The following is a 16,119-nucleotide window of genomic DNA, read 5'->3' as shown; positions in this document are numbered from 1 at the left end:
GGCCTCAGGGCATCAGCGTGTTGGGCAGCCAGGTCGACAGGGCGGGCACATAGCTGACAAGAAGAAGGATGATCAGGTTGGTGACGATATAGGGCGCGATGGCGTGGATCACCGGCGACAGGGGCAGACGGGCGATGTTGGCGGCCACGAACAGACAGACCCCCACCGGCGGCGTCGTCAGCCCGATCATCAGGTTCAGGACGGCAAAGACGGCGAAATGCAGCGGGTCGATGCCCACCGCCGCGGCCAACGCCTGCAGGGGGACGAACAGGATGATCAGCGCCGCGATCGTTTCCATGAACATGCCGACGAACAGCAGCAGCAGGTTGATCAGCAGAATCACCAGGAACTTGTTGTCGGTGATGGACAGCACGCCGTCGGCCAGCATCTGCGGGATGCGTTCGGCCACCAGGATCCAGCCGAAGACATTCGCCGTGCCCACCAGGACCAGGATCCCGGCCGAGCTGATGGCGCTGTTGACGATGATGCCGGGGATGCGCCGGACGGGCAGTTCGCGATAGACCAGCAGGCCGACGATGGCGGCATAGAGGCTGGCGATGACCGCCGTCTCGGTCGGGGTGGTGATGCCCACCAGAAGGCCGCCGACGATCAGCACCGTCATCGCGATGGCCCAGACCGCGCCCGTGAACGAGGACAGCAGCTCGCCCATGCCCTGCCACGGCTCACGCGGGAAATGGCGGCGGCGGGCGATGAAATAGGTGGCGATCATCATCGCGAAACCCAGCATCAGGCCCGGCACGGCCCCGGCCAGGAACAGCTTGCCCACCGACAGGCCCGACAGCGATCCCACGATGATCATCGGCACGCTTGGCGGGATCATCGGACCCACGGTCGAGGACGCCGCCGTCACCGCCGCCGCGAACGGCGCGGGATAGCCGACCTTCTTCATGCCGGGGATCATCATGCCGCCGACGGATGCGACATCGGCCACCGCCGTGCCCGACACGCCACCAAACAGCATGGAGGCCGCGATGTTGGCCTGCGCCAGCCCGCCGCGCATCCAGCCGACAAGAGCGTTGGCAAAGCGGACGATCCGTTCGGTGATGCCGCCCGCATTCATCAGGTTGCCCGCCAGGATGAAGCCGGGGATGCACAGCAGCACAAAGCTGTCCATGCCCGCATACATCTTCTGCGGAATCACCACCAAGGGAATGTCGGCAAACAGCAGATAGGCCATCGAGGACAACCCCAGCGTCACCGCCACCGGCACGCCGATGACAAGGCCCAGCACGAAGGTGCCCAGAAGCAGCGCAAGACCCATCAGCTGTCCTCCGAGGTCGGGACGGGACGGCCGTCATGTCGGCCGGACAGCATGTCGAAGGCGCGCAGCAGCGCCCACAGGGCAAGAATGACGAAAAGCACGATCATCGAGGCGTGGATGAAATCCATCCGCCAGCCCAGAGACGGCGCGGTCTGGCGCATCCCGATGGCGGTATAGGCCCAGGCCGCCGGCAGCAGCACCAGCGCAAAGCCCGCCGTGATCAGCGTCGAGATCAGGCGCAGCGCAAAGGGTGCGCGGCCCGGCAGGCTTTCACAGACCAGGTCCACGTTCACCATGTCGCCGCTGCGCAGGGCCAGCCCCGCGCCAAGGGCCGCCATGAAGATCAGGCAGAACCGCGTCAGTTCCTCGGTCCAGACGGGCGCGGTGCTGAGGAAGGTGCGCGAAAACACCTGCAGCAGGACGGACCCCATCAGGATCACGAAGGCCGCGAAGATCAGCAGCCGGCACAGGCCCTCCAGCCCCTTGAACGCTTTCGTCATGGCTTCCTCCCTTGAAGATGCGCGGCCCCGCGGGATGGCGGGGCCGCGTTCGGTCAGCGGTTGAAGATCTCTTCGGCCAGCGGGCGGATTTCTTCGTCGACGGCGCCCAGGACGGCCTCGCGCGCGCCTTCGGCAAAGGCCGCCCGATCGACGTCGTGGAAGGTGACGCCCCGCCCTTCCAGGTCGGCGACCAGGGCTTCCTCATCGGCGGTGAACAATTCGCGTTCATAGGTCTGGGTGCGCTCGGCGGCCTGCATCAGTGCGGCCTGGTCGTCTTCGGACAGGCGACCCCAGCTGCGTTCCGAAATGGCCAGATAGATCCAGGACCGCACATGCTCGGTCCGGTTGACCACGCTCTGGACTTCGTAGAAGCCGCCCGACTTGAACAGCGCCAGCGGGTTCTCCTGTCCCTCGATGGTGCCGTTCTGCAGCGAGGTGAAGACCTCGGAAAAGGCCATCGGCGTCGGGTTCGCGCCCAGCGCCTGCCAGGCGGCCACGAACAGCGGCACGTTCGGCACGCGCAGCTTGAAGCCGTCCAGGTCGTCGGGCGTCGTGATCTCGCGGTTGGCCGACAGGTTGCGCGGCCCGCGGGCGAAATAGGTCAGCGGGCGGATATCGGCCTTTTCGATGATCTCGGCCTCGATCTGGTCGCCGATCTCGCCCGAGGCGACCTCGTCCATATGCTCCAGCGACTTGTAGGCATAGGGCAGCGCCAGCAGCGCGGCCTTGGGCGCCCAGTTCTGCAGGCTTTCGCCGGTGATGGTCATGTCGGCGGTGCCCAGCTGCATCCCGTTGATCAGGTCGATCTCCTTGCCCAGCGATTCGTTGGGGTAGATCTCGACGGCGACGCGGCCTTCGGTCAGCGTGTCGACCTCTTCGGCAAAGCGCGTCACGGCCTTGTGCCAGATGTTGTCCTCATTGGCCAAATGGCCCAGCTTCAGCGTCACCTCCTGCGCGAAGGCCGTGCTGCCCAGCAGGGCCAGCGTGCAGGATGCCAAAAGTCCGGTCGGCTTGTTCATGGTGAAACTCCTCCTCCAAGGATCACGGGTGCCGGCGTGCCGGCATTATGAAAAATATTCGGGTCGTTCCTGCTTGATGACGGGCAGGTCCGTCAGGATGCCCTGCAGATGCAGGCGCAATCCGCGCTCGGCTGCGGCACCGTCGCCGGCGGCGATGGCATCGACGATCGCCAGATGTTGCGCGACCAGCCGGTCGACCGGGAAATGCTGGCTGGACAGCACGCGCACGCGGTCCATCTGCGCCTTCATCTCGACGACGACCTCCCAGGCGCGCGCCTTGTCGGCGCCTTCGGCCAGGGTGCGGTGAAAGGCTTCGTCGGCGGCGATGAAATCCCGGGCCGAACCACCGATCAGCGTTTCCTGCGCCCGCACCTGACGCCGGAGATCGGCGATCACGGCCGGATCGGGCGCACCGGCCAGCAGCTTGACGATATCGGCCTCGACCGCTTCGCGCACGAAGCGCGCATCCATGACATGGGGCAGCGAGATCTTGGCGACGAAGGTGCCGCGCTGCGGACGGATCTCCAGCAGGCTTTCATTCGCCAGCTTGATGAAGGCCTCGCGGACGGGTTGCCGGCTGACGCCGTGGTTCAGCGCGACCTCGGCCTCGGACAGCTTGGTGCCGGGGGTCAGGACATTGTCGATGATCGCGGCCCGCAGCCGGTCGAACAGCTGATCCACGACACTGACGAATTTCGGCTGGATGGTCTCTGGTCTGTCCACGACTGCTCTCCCTGACGGCCTACTACCATACTACCATCCTTACGGCAAGGACTGGTATGGCAGTTTGGCTATCAAAGAGGGGCGGGCCGTCGTCACCCGCCCGGCCCGCTTCCCGCCTCAGGGCATGGAGAGCAGGTACCCGAACCCACGTTGGTTGCGGATAAGCTGCGTGTCGCCGTCCTTGTCCAGCTTCTTGCGCAGATAGGCGATATAGACCTCGACGATGTTGGTCTGCGGGTCGAAATTATAGCCCCAGACACCTTTCAGGATGTCGATGCGGGACTGAACCCGATCCGGGCGTTCGGCCAGAAACCGCAACAACGAGAATTCGGTCGCGGTCAGTTCCAGATCGCGGTCGCGGCGCGTGGCGGTCTTGGTGTTCAGGTCCAGACACAGATCGCCGATCACGATGCGCGCGGGCCGGTCGTCGCGGGCGGGCGCCCGGCGCAGCAGGACCGCGATGCGGGCCAGCAATTCCTCGAAGGCGAAGGGTTTCGCCATATAGTCGTCGGCACCCGCCCCCAGGCCCTCCAGCTTTTCGGACAAGGCATCCTTGGCCGTCAGCATCAGGATCATCACGTCGTGACCTGCGGCGCGGATCACCTGGCACAGCTCTGCCCCGTCGGCATCGGGCAGCATCCGGTCCAGCACGACCAGGTCATAGGCGCCGGCGCTCAGCCGCTGGTCCAGCCCTTCGCCGCAATCGGCCAGATCCACATGATACCCCTCGGCCGTCAGCCCGCCCGACAGCAGGGCGGCGATCTCGGCGTCGTCCTCGACGACCAGGATGCGATCGGCGGTCATGCGACGGCCCTCTGCGCCAGCGGCATGGTGATCTCGACCACGGCGCCGCGGCCCGGGGCACTGTCGATGCGGATGGCGCCGTCATGCTGGTCCACGATCCATTTCGCGATGGACAGTCCCAGCCCCAGCCCGCGCCCCGATCGCGGCCGCGACGGGCGCGCGCTGTAGAACCGGGTGAAGGCGCTGCCCAGTTCGTCGCCGGTAAAGCCGGGGCCCTGGTCGCGGACGCGGATATGGGCGTGCCCCTCCGACTGCGCCAGCTCCAGGCTGACGGTGGTGTCGGCGGGGGCCAGGCGGATGGCGTTGTCCAGCGCGATCAGCACCGCCTGACGCAGGCGGTCGGGATCGCCGCGCACCTCGACCGGTTCACTGGGCTGGCTGGGACGGATGCGGACACCGGGACGCATCGCCATGTTCTGGCCGTCCAGCAGCACGTCGCCCACGATATCCTGCAGCACGACCCGCGTCCGGTTGACCATGATCGATCCCGATTCCGACCGCGCCAGGAACAGCAGGTCGTCGATCAGACGGCCCATCTGGTCGGCCTTGCGCACGATGTCGCCCAGCGCATGGCGCATCACCCCGGCATCGGCATCGGCGGCACGCGTGGCCATTTCGGCCTGCCCGCGCAGGATGGTCAGGGGCGTGCGCAGTTCATGACTGATATCGGCAAAGAAATTGGCGCGGCTGGCATCGACCGACCGCAGCCGGTCGTTGCTGGCGACCAGCGCCTCGGACCGTTCGCGCAGTTCGCGGGTGCGTTCGTCGACCTGCTGGGACAGGGTCGACTTGGCCTGCAGCAGGCTGTCGCGCTGCAGCCGGATCTGGTCGGTCATTTCATTGAAGCGGCGCGAAAGGTTGCCCAGTTCGTCCGAGGAGGAATTGTCGATGACATGGGTCAGATCCCCGCGGCCCACCGCCTCGGCCCCCGCATAAAGCGCCGAAACGGGGCGCAGGATCGCACGGTTCATGATCACGATATTGGCCACGCCCAGCACCGCCACGACGGCGATCAGGCCGATGGCCAGGTCGACCGCGCGTTCGGACAGGCGGGCGGAGCTGGCCAATGCCTCGGCCACCTCGGCGCGTTCGCGGATGGTCGCCTCCTCGACCAGCTCCAGCAGGACCTGCCCCAGCTGGTGATAGATCTCGGTGTTGAAGACCTGCAACGCCTCGGCGCGCTGGCCCGATCGCAAATGCGCCTGGATCTGCAACCGCGCGGCGTCGATCTGGCGCACCTTGGTTTCCATCTGCGCGACACGGTCCAGCCCGCCCCAGGGCGCGTCGGGTTCGCTGGCCAGGATCTGTTCCTCGCGGATCAGTTCGCGCTGCCGCTGCAACCCCGACAGCAGGGAATCGCGGGCCTCGCGGATCTCGGCATCCTGGTCGCCGGCGATGAACAATTCGGCGATCTGCGCGGACAGCTTGTTGGCATCGACCGCCACCAGATTGATGTTGCGAAGCTGCGCGTAGGAGGTCTGAAGCTGCCGCCGGTCGTCGCGCGTCAGCCCCAGCCCGACGATGATCCCCAGGCAGACAAGCGTGACCGTCACCAGGCCCGTCAGGTGACTCAGCATGATTTTCGTGCGGATTCTCATGGTGCTCCGTTCCTGACCGGTCGTGTCCGATGCCCAATGATGGCGCAGATTAGCCCAAGTCCATCGACGGAAAAACGCCGATGCGCGGTTCTAATGATCTTCTAATTTGCACCTTCCTGTCGCGCACCAATATTTTGGACACACGCGGAAAGCGGCTTTCGTGCCGTATTCTGCCGTCCGGCATGACCCGCCCGGACCGAGGTTCCATGGGGGATGTGGACCAATGCTGCCGATGGCATCGGACTTTGGTTCGATGCGACCGCCGGACCGATATGGTCAGCTTGATGACGCTTTCATGCCCGGTTGGGCGAACCAGAGGACCACCGTCATGCGCATGAACGCGACCCTTTCCTTGCCGCGGGCCGATCACCGCCCCCTTTGCGCCCATCCGACCAGGGGGGCATGATGACCCGGATCGCCCCCACGGACCCGCTGCACTTTTCGGCCGCGCTGCACCAGCAGCGGATGCGGCGACCGCGGGTCGTGCTTTATTCGCATGACACGCTCGGCTTCGGGCATCTGCGCCGCAACATGCTGCTGGCCCAGGCGATCCGCCAATGCGGCCACGCCCCCGAGGTGCTGCTGATCGCCGGCATGCGCGAGGCCGGCGCCTTCGACATGCCCGACGGCGTCGACTGCCTGACCCTTCCGGCCTATGCCAAGGCCGCGGACGGCAGCTATCACGCCCGCGACCTGGGCATCGGGGTCGATGCGCTGTGCGACATGCGCGCGGCGACCATCCGGGCGGCGGTCAAGAATTTCCGGCCCGACCTGATGATCGTCGACAATGTGCCGCGCGGTGCGCAATACGAACTGGCCCCCACCCTGCGCGCGCTGAAGCGGTCGGGCCGAACCCGCGTGGTGCTGGGCCTGCGCGACATCATCGACCGCCCGTCGGTCATGCGCCAGCAATGGCTGCGCCAGCGCAATTTCGAGGCGCTGCAGGATCATTACGACGACATCTGGGTCTATGGCGATCCGGATTTCTTCCCCACCGCCGATGAATACGGACTGGGGGCGGAACTGTCCGCCCGGGTGACCTATACCGGCTATCTGGACCAGCGCGCCCGCCTGTCGCCCGATGCGCAGGGCGCCGATCCGCTGCAGGTGACCGGGGGCGATGCGCGGCCCTTCGTGCTGTGCCAGGTGGGGGGCGGGCGCGACGGCGTGGCGCTGTGCACGGCTTTCGCCGGGGCGCCGATGCCCGCGGGCCATCAGGGCATCCTGATCACCGGGACACAGATGTCCGCCGCCGACCGGGGCCGCATCGCCGCACTGGCGCAGGGGCGCAGCGATCTGACCGTCGTCGATTTCATCGCCGAACCCGTGGGCCTGGCCGCCCGCGCCGCCGCGCTGGTGTCCATGTGCGGCTATAACACCGCCTGCGAGATGATGTCCTTTGGCCTTCCCGCGCTGGTCGTGCCCCGCGTCCGGCCCCGCACCGAACAGCTGATCCGGGCGCAGCGCATGCAGGATCGCGGCATCGCCCGGATGATCCATCCCGATGCGCTGTCGCCTGCGGCGATCGGGGATTGGCTGCAAGGCGCCGTCGCGCGCCAGGCCGCGCCGGCCCGCGTCGATCTGGGCGGCCTGTCCCGCGTCACCGACATGGCGGCGCAGATGCTGGCCCCACGCACCAGGCTGCGCCGTCTGGCCTGAGCCCCCGTCACAAGGAACCGCATCCCATGTCCCTGACCCCGCCCAAGATCGGCTATGTCCTCAAGCGGTATCCCCGCTATTCCGAAACGTTCATCGTGAACGAGATCCTGGCCCATGAGGCCGCCGGACAGCCCATCGAGATCTTCTCGCTCCGCCCGGTCGAGGAGACGCATTTCCAGGACAACCTGGGCAAGGTGCGCGCCCCCGTCACCCGGCTGACCGAACGGTTGAAGAACCCCGATGCCTTGTGGCGGCTGATGATGCGGGCGCGGGCCGGGCTGCCTGCCGCGTCCTGGACGCTGCTGGGCCAGATGAAGAACAGCAGCGGCCAGGACGTCGCGCAGGCGTTGGAACTGGCCCTGGCCTGCCGCGAACGCGAGGTGGCGCATCTGCACGCGCATTTCGGCACCGTGTCGACCACCGTGGCGCGGCTGGCGGCGCAGCTGGCGGGGATCGGCTATACCTTCACCGCCCATGCCAAGGACATCTATTTCGACTATGAGGAAGACACGCGGCTGGACGAAAAGCTGCGCGATGCGGCCCATGTCATCACCGTGTCGGATTACAACGTCGATTACCTGGGACAGCGCTTTGGCCCGGCGGCGGCCAATGTCAGCCGGATCTATAACGGCTTGGATCTGGACCGGTTCACCCATGCCGATCCGGCCCCGGATGCGACCGACATCCTGGCCGTGGGCCGCCTGGTGGAAAAGAAGGGCTTCCACATCCTGATCGAGGCCGTGCGCCTGCTGCGCGACCAGGGCCGCACCCTGCGCTGCACCATCGTGGGTGGCGGCGACGAGGCGACCTACCTGTCGGCTCAGATCGCCGCCGCCGACCTGGGCGAGGCGGTCACCTTGGCGGGCCCCCGCCCGCAATCCGAGGTGATCGAGATGATGCGCGACGCGGCGGTCTTTGCCTGCCCCTGCGTGGTGGGTCGCGACGGCAATCGCGACGGTCTGCCCACCGTCCTTCTGGAGGCGATGGCCCTGGGCACGCCCTGCGTGGCGACCGCCGTCACCGGCATCCCCGAACTGGTCCGCGACGGCGAAACGGGCCTTTGCGTCCCCGAGGGCGATCCCCAGGCGCTGGCCACGGCGCTGGCACGCATGCTGGACGACGCGGCCTTGCGGCAGGGTTTTTCCACCGCAGGCCGGGCCCTGATCGCGCGCGAATTCGACCAGCATGTGAATGCCGCCAGGCTGCGCGCGATCTGGCACGACGCCATCGCCGGCACCGGCCTGCCGCAACAGAGGTCCGCGTGATGCGCGTTGCCTATGTCACCACCGACCCCGGCATCCCGCCCTTCGGCACCAAGGGTGCCTCGATCCATGTGCAATCGGTGCTGCGCGAATTGCTGGCGGCGGGGCACCAAGTGACGCTGTTCTCTCCGCGGCTTGGCATCACCGCCCCGGCGGAATTCGCGGAGGTTGCGCTGCACCCCTTGCCCACAGCCCCGCGGGGCGATGATGCCGAGGGCCGTGCCGCATGGGCGCTGGCCCTGAACGACACGGTCGCCCGGGACCTGGCCCGGACCGGCCCCTTCGATTTCATCTATGAACGCCACGCATTGTTCGCCCATGGCGCGATGGAATTCGCGGCCCGCGCCGGCATCCCCTCGGCGCTGGAGGTGAACGCGCCGCTGATCGCCGAACACGGCCGCCACCGCCGCATGGTCCGCCAGTCCGACGCCGAGGCCAGCGCGCGCCGCGCCTTCGCCGCGGCCCGGCTGCTGGCCGCGGTATCGCCGGCGGTGGCGGATTACGCCCGCGATCTGGGCGCCCCGCCCGCCCGCACCGCCGTCATCCCCAACGGCGTCGATCCGTCCCGCTTCGACGCTCGGCCCGCCCGGTCGGGACCGTTCACCGTGGGCTTTGTCGGGACGCTCAAGCCCTGGCATGACACCGCCACCCTGGTCGAGGCCTTTGCCCTGCTGCGCCGCGATCACGTTCCCGATGCGCGGCTGCTGATCGTGGGCGACGGGCCGCAGCGCGCGACGATCCTGGCGCGGCTGGACCAGCAGTCGCTGACCGATGCCGCGCAGTTGACCGGCGCGGTGCAGCCCGACCAGATCCCCGGCTGGCTGACGCGGATGCATGTCGCGACGGCCCCCTATCGCGGCGATCAGCCGTTCTATTTCTCTCCGCTGAAGCTTTACGAATACATGGCGGCGGGATTGCCGGTGGTGACCAGCGACGTGGGCGATCTGGCGCAGGTGCTGGACGGCGGCCGCCTTGGCGCCATCGTGCCGCCCGACGATCCGGCGGCGCTGGCGCTGGCGCTGGCGGGCCTGGCGCGCGATCCCGCGGCGGGCATCGCCATGGGGGCCCGCGCCCGGGCCGAGGTTCTGGCCCATCACGGATGGGACCGCATCGTGGCGCGCATCCTGACGCGGGCCACCGCCTCGGGTCAGGAGGCCGCGTGATGGGCAAATCGCGCCCCGAAACGCTGACCGAATCCCTGCCCGGCCTGCGCCGCGTGCTGCGCCGCTTCGCGCCCTATCTGCGGCCGCATCGCGGGATGCTGACCGGCGCGACCGCGGCCCTGATCGCCGCCACGCTGATGCGCCTGCTGGAGCCATGGCCGCTGAAATTCGTCATCGACCGCGTCGTGCCCTCGAACCTGGCCGAGGCTGGCGGTTCGGGTGTGTCGACCATCGATGCGTTGGACCCGATGGTCCTGCTGACCCTCTGCGCGGTGGGGCTGGTGGGCATCATCGGGCTGCGCGCGCTGTTCCAGTACTTGGCGACCATCGGCTTTGCCATCGTCGGCAACCGCGTCCTGACCAAGGTTCGCGGCGACCTGTTCCGCCATCTGCAGGGGCTGTCCTTGGGCTTTCACACCCGGTCCAAGGCCGGCGATCTGACCATGCGCCTGATCGGCGACGTCGCCATGCTGAAGGAAACCGCCGTCACCGCCGCCCTGCCCTTGGCCGCGAACGTGCTGGTCCTGCTGGGGATGGTCACGGTGATGATGGTGGTCGACTGGCAGCTGGCGCTGATCGCGCTGCTGCCGTTGCCGGCGCTGTGGTTCGCCTCGATCCGTGCCGGCAAGAAGATCCAGACCGCCAGCCGCAAGCAGCGCAAGGTCGAGGGCGAGATGGCCGCCACCGCAGCCGAGGCGATGTCCTCGATGCGCACCGTTCAGGCCCTGTCGATCGAGGATCGCGCCGCCGACAGCTTTTCGGGCGCCAACGGCAAAAGCATGTCGGGCGACGTGCGGGCCAAGCGGGTCGCGGCGGGGCTGGAACGGCTGGTCGACCTGCTGGTCGCCTGCGCCATCGCGCTGGTCTTGTATTTCGGCACCCTGCAGGTGCTGCGCGGTCGGCTGACGCCGGGCGATCTGCTGGTGTTCATCACCTATCTCAAGGCGACGTTCCGACCCATCCGGGGCTATGCCAAATATGCCGCGCGGCTGGCCAAGGCCAGTGCGGCGGGCGAACGGGTCGTGCAGCTGCTGGACGAGGTTCCCGACATCCGCGACCGCGCGGGCGCCGTGGCCGCCCCCGCCTATGACGGGCGGATCACGTTTGACCGCGTCACCTTCGGCTATGGCGGCGGGCAAGCCACGTTGGACGATTTCAGCCTGCAGATCGAGCCGGGCAGCAATGTCGCGCTGACCGGCCCGTCGGGGGCGGGCAAATCCACGCTGGCCGGGCTGTTGCTGCGGCTTTACGACCCGTCGGGCGGGCGCATCCTGATCGACGGGCAGGACATCCGCGATGTCACCATGACCAGCCTGCGCCGCCAGATCGGCTTTGTCCCACAGGAAACCGTGCTGTACAGTGGCACACTGGCCGACAACATCGCCCTGGGCGCCGGGCGCGACGTCACCCGCGACGAGATCGAGGCCGCCGCCCGCCTGGCCAACGCCCATGACTTCATCGCGGCCCTGCCCGACGGCTATGACGCGCAGGTGGCCGAACGGGGCGCGACCCTGTCGGCGGGACAGCGCCAGCGCATCGCCATCGCGCGCGCCGCCCTGCGCCATTGCCCGATCCTGGTCTTCGACGAGCCGACGACCGGCCTGGACAGCAGCAACGAAACGACCGTCACCGAGGCGATCTGGCGGCTGGCGCGGGGACGGACCAGCCTGCTGATCACCCACGACCTGTCACAGGCCGCGCGTGCCGACCGCATCGTGTTTTTGGAAGCGGGGCGGGTCGCCGAACAGGGCAGCCATGCCGACCTGCTGGCGCGCGGCGGACGCTATGCCCGCCTGTGGGCGCTGCAGGGTCGCGGTCAGGATGGGGGGGCGCTGCGTGCTGTCGCCGGCTGATCGGGCGGTCTGCGACCGCGATCCGGGGCTGGCGGGGCTGCCGCTGCTGCTTGATGCGCAGGCGATGGCCGCGGCCCTGGGATGCCAGGCGCTGCGCCCGGCCTATCTGCGCTACAAGCCCGGCATCAGCTGCACCGCGGGCTTTCTGCGCGCCGATGGGCAGGCGCTGGCGGCCTATGCCTATCCACCCGATCGCTATGCCGAGGAAAGCCGGCGGCCGCGCTGGCTCAAGGAGCCGTCGGTGGTGATGCTGCCGGATCACGGGACGATCGTCATCCCGGCGCGGCTGGACCGTCACCTGCGCGGTTTGCGGCGGGTGCTTGACCCCGACCACCGCCCCAAGCATCTGCGCCGCGTCGTGGGCGTGACGCGCGACCTGGAGCGGGGCGATCTGGTCCTTCTGCGCTACAAGCCGGGGCGTCGGATGGTCGCCCGGATCGACCTGAACGGAGAGCCGCAGGCCATCCTGAAGGTCATGAAGGGAACGGGCTTCGACCGTGCGCTGATCGGCGCGACCGCCGCGATGGCCCATGGCCAGGCACCGCTGCTGGGCGCCGACAGCGGTTTGCGTGCGCTGCTGACCCGGTGGGTGCCCGGCCAGCCCGTCTGTCCCGAAATGACCGGCCAGGCCCCCGACCCCGCCATCTGTATCCGCATCGGTCGGGCACTGGCCGAGCTGCACGCCGATCCGTTCCGGCCCGCCGCCGCCTGGACGGCCTCGGGCGATGCCAAATCCGTCCTGACCGCCGCCGCCGACATGGCGCCGCTGCACGCCGAACTGGCCGCGCGCGCCGCGCCAATCGCCGCCGATCTGGCGCACCGCTTGGGCAGCAGCGCCGTCGATGCGACCTTGGTCCATGGCGATTTCAGCGCCGATCAGGTGGTGATCTCGGGCCAAGGGGACCCGGTGATCCTGGATTGGGACAATGCCGGATGCGGCGACCCGGCCCGCGACCTGGGCAGCTTTCTGGCCCGGATGGACGCGCAGGTGATCGACGGTCTGCTGACGCAGGACCAGGCCGACCGGCTTGGCGCGGCGCTGTTGCAGGGTTATGGCACCGCCCCCGACACGCTGTCCCTGCATCATGCCCGCGCCCTGATGCTGCTGCTGACCGAAGGGTTCCGCGCCCGCCATCCCGATTGGCCCGCGCGTGCCCGCAGCCTGCTGGACCGGGCCGAACGGTGCCTGCACTGCATCGCCCCCCCGGTGATCGACCCCGCCATGCCGCAGCTGACCGCCGCGCTGGACACGGGCCGCGCGCTGGTCGCGCTGAGCAGGGCGACGGGGATGGACATGACCGGGACCACGCCCGAACTGATCCGCCACAAGCCTGGTCGCCGTGCGCTGGTCCGCTATGCCGCCAGCGATCGGCAGGGGGCGATTCTGGGCAAGCTGCGCGCCAAGGGCACCGATCAGCGCATGCCGGCGCTGCACGACGCGCTGCGCGGGGCGGGGCTGGACGGGCACCAGGGCCGGACCGGCGTTCCGCAAGCCCGCGGCACGGTCGACACGATGAACATGTGGCTGCAGGACGAGGTGCCGGGATCGCCGCCCGATCCCATGGACGCAGGGGCCATGGCGCGCATCGGCTCCGCGCTGGCGCAGCTGCACGACGCCCCGGTGGCCTCCGACCGCCGCTGGAGCCATGCCGACGAACTGGCCGTCCTGGACCGCGCCCTGACCCAGGCGGCCGCGCAGCTGCCCCGTCACGCAGGCGCGCTGCAGGCGATCCTGCGCGGGGCGGCGGACCGGCTGGCCAGCCTGCCCCCCGGTCCCGAATGCGGCATCCATCGCGACTTCTATTTCGACCAGGTGTTGGTGGCCGACGCGCAGATCTGGCTGGTCGATCTGGACCTCTATGCGGTGGGCGATCCGGCCATCGACCTGGGCAATTTCCTGGCGCATCTGGACGAATTCGCCCTGCGCGGCACCGGCGATGTCGCGGCGGCGGGTCCCGCGGCCCAGGCCTTCCTGGCCGGTTACGCGACACGGCGCGCCCTGCCCGATGCGCCCCGCATCCGCCTGTTCCGCGATCTTTCGCTGGCACGCCACATCCGCATCAGCACGAGTTTCCACGACCGCCGGCATACCACTGCGCCCTTGGTCGCCCTGACCACCACCGCCTTGGCGCGCAACCATCCCCAGCCAACCTGATACCAGAGAGAACCCGCGCATGGACCTTCCCGGCCGCCTGCTGCTTGTCGCCATCCTGTCGATCCCGGCGCCCGCCCTGGCCCAAGACCCGCCCCTGATCGAATTCCGAAGATCCCTGCAGCTGGACCTGGCCTATGAGCGCGAGACCGATGGGAATGACCGTGACCGCGAGGCCGCGATCAGCCCCCTGTTCCGTATCATCGCCGAGGTCGCCTCCCGGCGGACCTGGTCGGGATTCGTCGAGTTCGACCTGTTCTCCGAGCGGGTCTGGGAACGCGGAGAACGCCGCACGACCACCAACACCGCCCGCATCAACCAGGCCTATCTGCAATATGATGACGGGTTCGAATTCCGCGCCGGACGCTGGCTTTATCGCGACGAACGCGAATGGCTGATCGATGAGAATATCGACGGCGTCATGGCGCGCTTCGATCTGGGCGATCTGCGCATCGACGCGCTGGCGGGCCGCGTCGGCTGGCTGCCCCGCACGCTGTTCGAACCCACGTCGCGCGGCGATCGCATCGGCTATTACGGCCTTCTGGCCGAGATGGAGCCCGTCGATGACCGCTATGTCGCGGCCTATGCCATCCTGGGCGACGACCGGGACCGCGGCGGCGGCGAACAGCTGTCCCTGGGCCTGAGATCCTGGGGAGAGCTGTCATCCGATCTCGGCTATTGGGCCGATGCGGGTCTGTCCCGCGGCCGGGACGGCGAAGACCGGTTGAAGGGCTACGGCTTTGACGTCGGCGCCACCCGCCTGTGGGAGGATCACGCCCTGCAGCCCCGCGTGACGCTGGCCGTGGCGCAAGGCAGCGGGGACGGAAACCCGGACGACGGCACCGACCGTGCCTTTCGCCAGACCGGCCTGCAATCGAACGAAGGCCGCTTGGGCGGTTTTGCCAAGCTGAAATACTATGGCGAGGCACTGGACCCCGATCTGGGCAACCTTCGCATTGCCACGGCAGCGGTCGGCATGACCGCCAGCGACACGCTGTCGGTCGATCTGGTCTATCACCATTACCGCCAGCTTGAGGATGGGGAAGGTGCCGGCGGCCACCTGGGCGACGGGCTGGATCTTGTGTTCGGCTTCCGGCCCCGTGACGCCTTGGAAGTGGATGCCGCCATCGGCTGGTTCGCAGCCAACGACAACAGCTACGTCCCGAACCGCAGCATGGCGGCGCGGATCGAAGTCGAATATGAATTCTGACCGAAAGGCTCCGCCGACACCGAAGCCGAACATCAGGCAGCCATGATCGTGGCGCCATGCCGACTTTGTCGCGGCGTCATCTGAAGCGCAATGCAGGGTGGGCGCAGCACGACCTGCGGCCGGACGGTGATTTGTCAAACGGGGCCGCGAGGGCGAAATTGGGAGGGTTCCGTGTCTTTGTGCGGGAGGAACCGGATGTCTCCGTGCAGGCTAGCGGGTTAAGCGGTTTACGTGGCCATGAACAAACGAGATGAGCGATGTTTCTGACCGAGCGCGCAGCAGATGCGACGCATTCAGCCGTTCCCTCCCAAGTTCCGGAAGCGCGCCCGATCTGAAAGCAGCAAGGGTCTGAGCGGCATCATCCAAGTCAAACGACATGGGCTTCGGTGGCAAGATGCGCCCTCGGTCTATGGGACCTCCAAGCCCCTGCATGACAGGTTCGCCCGCTGGTCCCGGATGGGCATCTTCGCGAGAATATCCTGCATGATGGCGCAGCCCGGCGTCCAAGGCGATAGCGTGATGATGAAACCCGTCCATCACTGGTCACATTTGGAACTGAGCGCCGCTCTTAAATTCGGCCACTGACATAAGCTACGAATTTGGGTCAGCTGATCTTCGAGGGGAAGGAGATCAGAGATGTCGAAACGCCGGCAGCAGGCGCCTGAGTTCCAGGCCAAGGTCGCGCTGGAAGCCCTGAAGGGGGAGGAGACGGCGGCCGAGCTGGCCGGCCGGTTCGGGGTGCATCCGACGATGATCGATCAATGGAAGCGAGCCCTGCCGGAAGGGGCCTCCGGAGTGTTCGAGCGCGGAGGCCGCAAGAGGCCCGAGATTGGCGAGGAGCAGGTAAGGGAGCTCCACGCCAGGATCGGGGAGCTGGCGGTGGCCAACTCTTTT

At 67.9% G+C, this 16,119-nt stretch carries 14 protein-coding genes; 8 read left to right on the top strand and 6 right to left on the bottom strand.

All coding sequences use genetic code 11. The annotated features are described in order from the left end of the window. Positions 1-4: 4 nt before the first annotated feature. The 6 genes from IE00_RS17785 to IE00_RS17760 all read right to left on the bottom strand — a co-directional run bounded on the left by IE00_RS17785 (position 5) and on the right by IE00_RS17760 (position 5,905). The gene (locus IE00_RS17785; protein WP_072298538.1) at positions 5-1,282 is read right to left on the bottom strand and encodes a TRAP transporter large permease; all 1,278 of its coding nucleotides are present in this window, start codon (positions 1,280-1,282) and stop codon (positions 5-7) included. After that, positions 1,282-1,782 carry a TRAP transporter small permease gene (locus IE00_RS17780; RefSeq protein ID WP_072298537.1) on the bottom strand — a complete coding sequence of 167 codons (501 nt, stop codon included), beginning with the start codon at positions 1,780-1,782 and terminating at the stop codon, positions 1,282-1,284. Before IE00_RS17780 ends, IE00_RS17785 begins: the two co-directional genes overlap by 1 nt. Before the next feature lie 53 nt (positions 1,783-1,835). Next, entirely contained in the window at positions 1,836-2,801 is a 966-nt protein-coding gene (locus IE00_RS17775; protein WP_072298536.1) for a TRAP transporter substrate-binding protein, read from the bottom strand. Between the two features lie 45 nt (positions 2,802-2,846). After that, on the bottom strand, positions 2,847-3,524 hold the full coding sequence (locus IE00_RS17770; protein ID WP_072298535.1) for a GntR family transcriptional regulator: 678 nt from the start codon (positions 3,522-3,524) through the stop codon (positions 2,847-2,849). A 117-nt stretch (positions 3,525-3,641) separates the two neighbouring features. Further along, positions 3,642-4,328: a response regulator transcription factor gene (locus IE00_RS17765; RefSeq protein ID WP_072298534.1), complete on the bottom strand. Its 687-nt coding sequence runs from the start codon at positions 4,326-4,328 to the stop codon at positions 3,642-3,644. Next, the gene (locus IE00_RS17760) at positions 4,325-5,905 is read right to left on the bottom strand and encodes a cell wall metabolism sensor histidine kinase WalK (RefSeq protein ID WP_170864203.1); all 1,581 of its coding nucleotides are present in this window, start codon (positions 5,903-5,905) and stop codon (positions 4,325-4,327) included. Before IE00_RS17760 ends, IE00_RS17765 begins: the two co-directional genes overlap by 4 nt. A gap of 426 nt (positions 5,906-6,331) precedes the next feature. Between IE00_RS17760 and IE00_RS17755 the strand changes: the two genes are divergently transcribed. From IE00_RS17755 to IE00_RS20685, 8 genes are all read left to right on the top strand, one after another. Next, positions 6,332-7,585, top strand: coding sequence for a glycosyltransferase family protein (locus tag IE00_RS17755; RefSeq protein WP_083554503.1), 1,254 nt, complete (start codon positions 6,332-6,334; stop codon positions 7,583-7,585). Between the two features lie 26 nt (positions 7,586-7,611). After that, on the top strand, positions 7,612-8,850 hold the full coding sequence (locus IE00_RS17750; RefSeq protein ID WP_072298532.1) for a glycosyltransferase: 1,239 nt from the start codon (positions 7,612-7,614) through the stop codon (positions 8,848-8,850). Further along, positions 8,850-10,010 (top strand): glycosyltransferase family 4 protein, encoded by a 1,161-nt coding sequence (locus IE00_RS17745; protein WP_072298531.1) that lies wholly within the window; start codon positions 8,850-8,852, stop codon positions 10,008-10,010. Before IE00_RS17750 ends, IE00_RS17745 begins: the two co-directional genes overlap by 1 nt. After that, positions 10,010-11,863: an ABC transporter ATP-binding protein gene (locus IE00_RS17740; RefSeq protein WP_072298530.1), complete on the top strand. Its 1,854-nt coding sequence runs from the start codon at positions 10,010-10,012 to the stop codon at positions 11,861-11,863. The genes IE00_RS17745 and IE00_RS17740 overlap by 1 nt, the downstream gene beginning before the upstream one ends. Continuing rightward, positions 11,847-14,018: an aminoglycoside phosphotransferase family protein gene (locus IE00_RS17735; RefSeq protein ID WP_170864202.1), complete on the top strand. Its 2,172-nt coding sequence runs from the start codon at positions 11,847-11,849 to the stop codon at positions 14,016-14,018. The genes IE00_RS17740 and IE00_RS17735 overlap by 17 nt, the downstream gene beginning before the upstream one ends. Before the next feature lie 19 nt (positions 14,019-14,037). Continuing rightward, positions 14,038-15,225, top strand: coding sequence for an alginate export family protein (locus IE00_RS17730; protein ID WP_072298528.1), 1,188 nt, complete (start codon positions 14,038-14,040; stop codon positions 15,223-15,225). 282 nt (positions 15,226-15,507) lie between these two features. Further along, the gene (locus IE00_RS20950; RefSeq protein WP_072298527.1) at positions 15,508-15,810 is read left to right on the top strand and encodes an IS5 family transposase; all 303 of its coding nucleotides are present in this window, start codon (positions 15,508-15,510) and stop codon (positions 15,808-15,810) included. A gap of 51 nt (positions 15,811-15,861) precedes the next feature. After that, positions 15,862-16,119 (top strand): transposase (locus tag IE00_RS20685; RefSeq protein ID WP_072298551.1); only part of this gene is annotated, 258 nt, incomplete at its 3' end.

The organism is Paracoccus sp. SM22M-07 (assembly GCF_001887735.1).
GTDB lineage: Bacteria > Pseudomonadota > Alphaproteobacteria > Rhodobacterales > Rhodobacteraceae > Paracoccus.
This window is presented reverse-complemented; position numbering and strand designations above follow the sequence as displayed.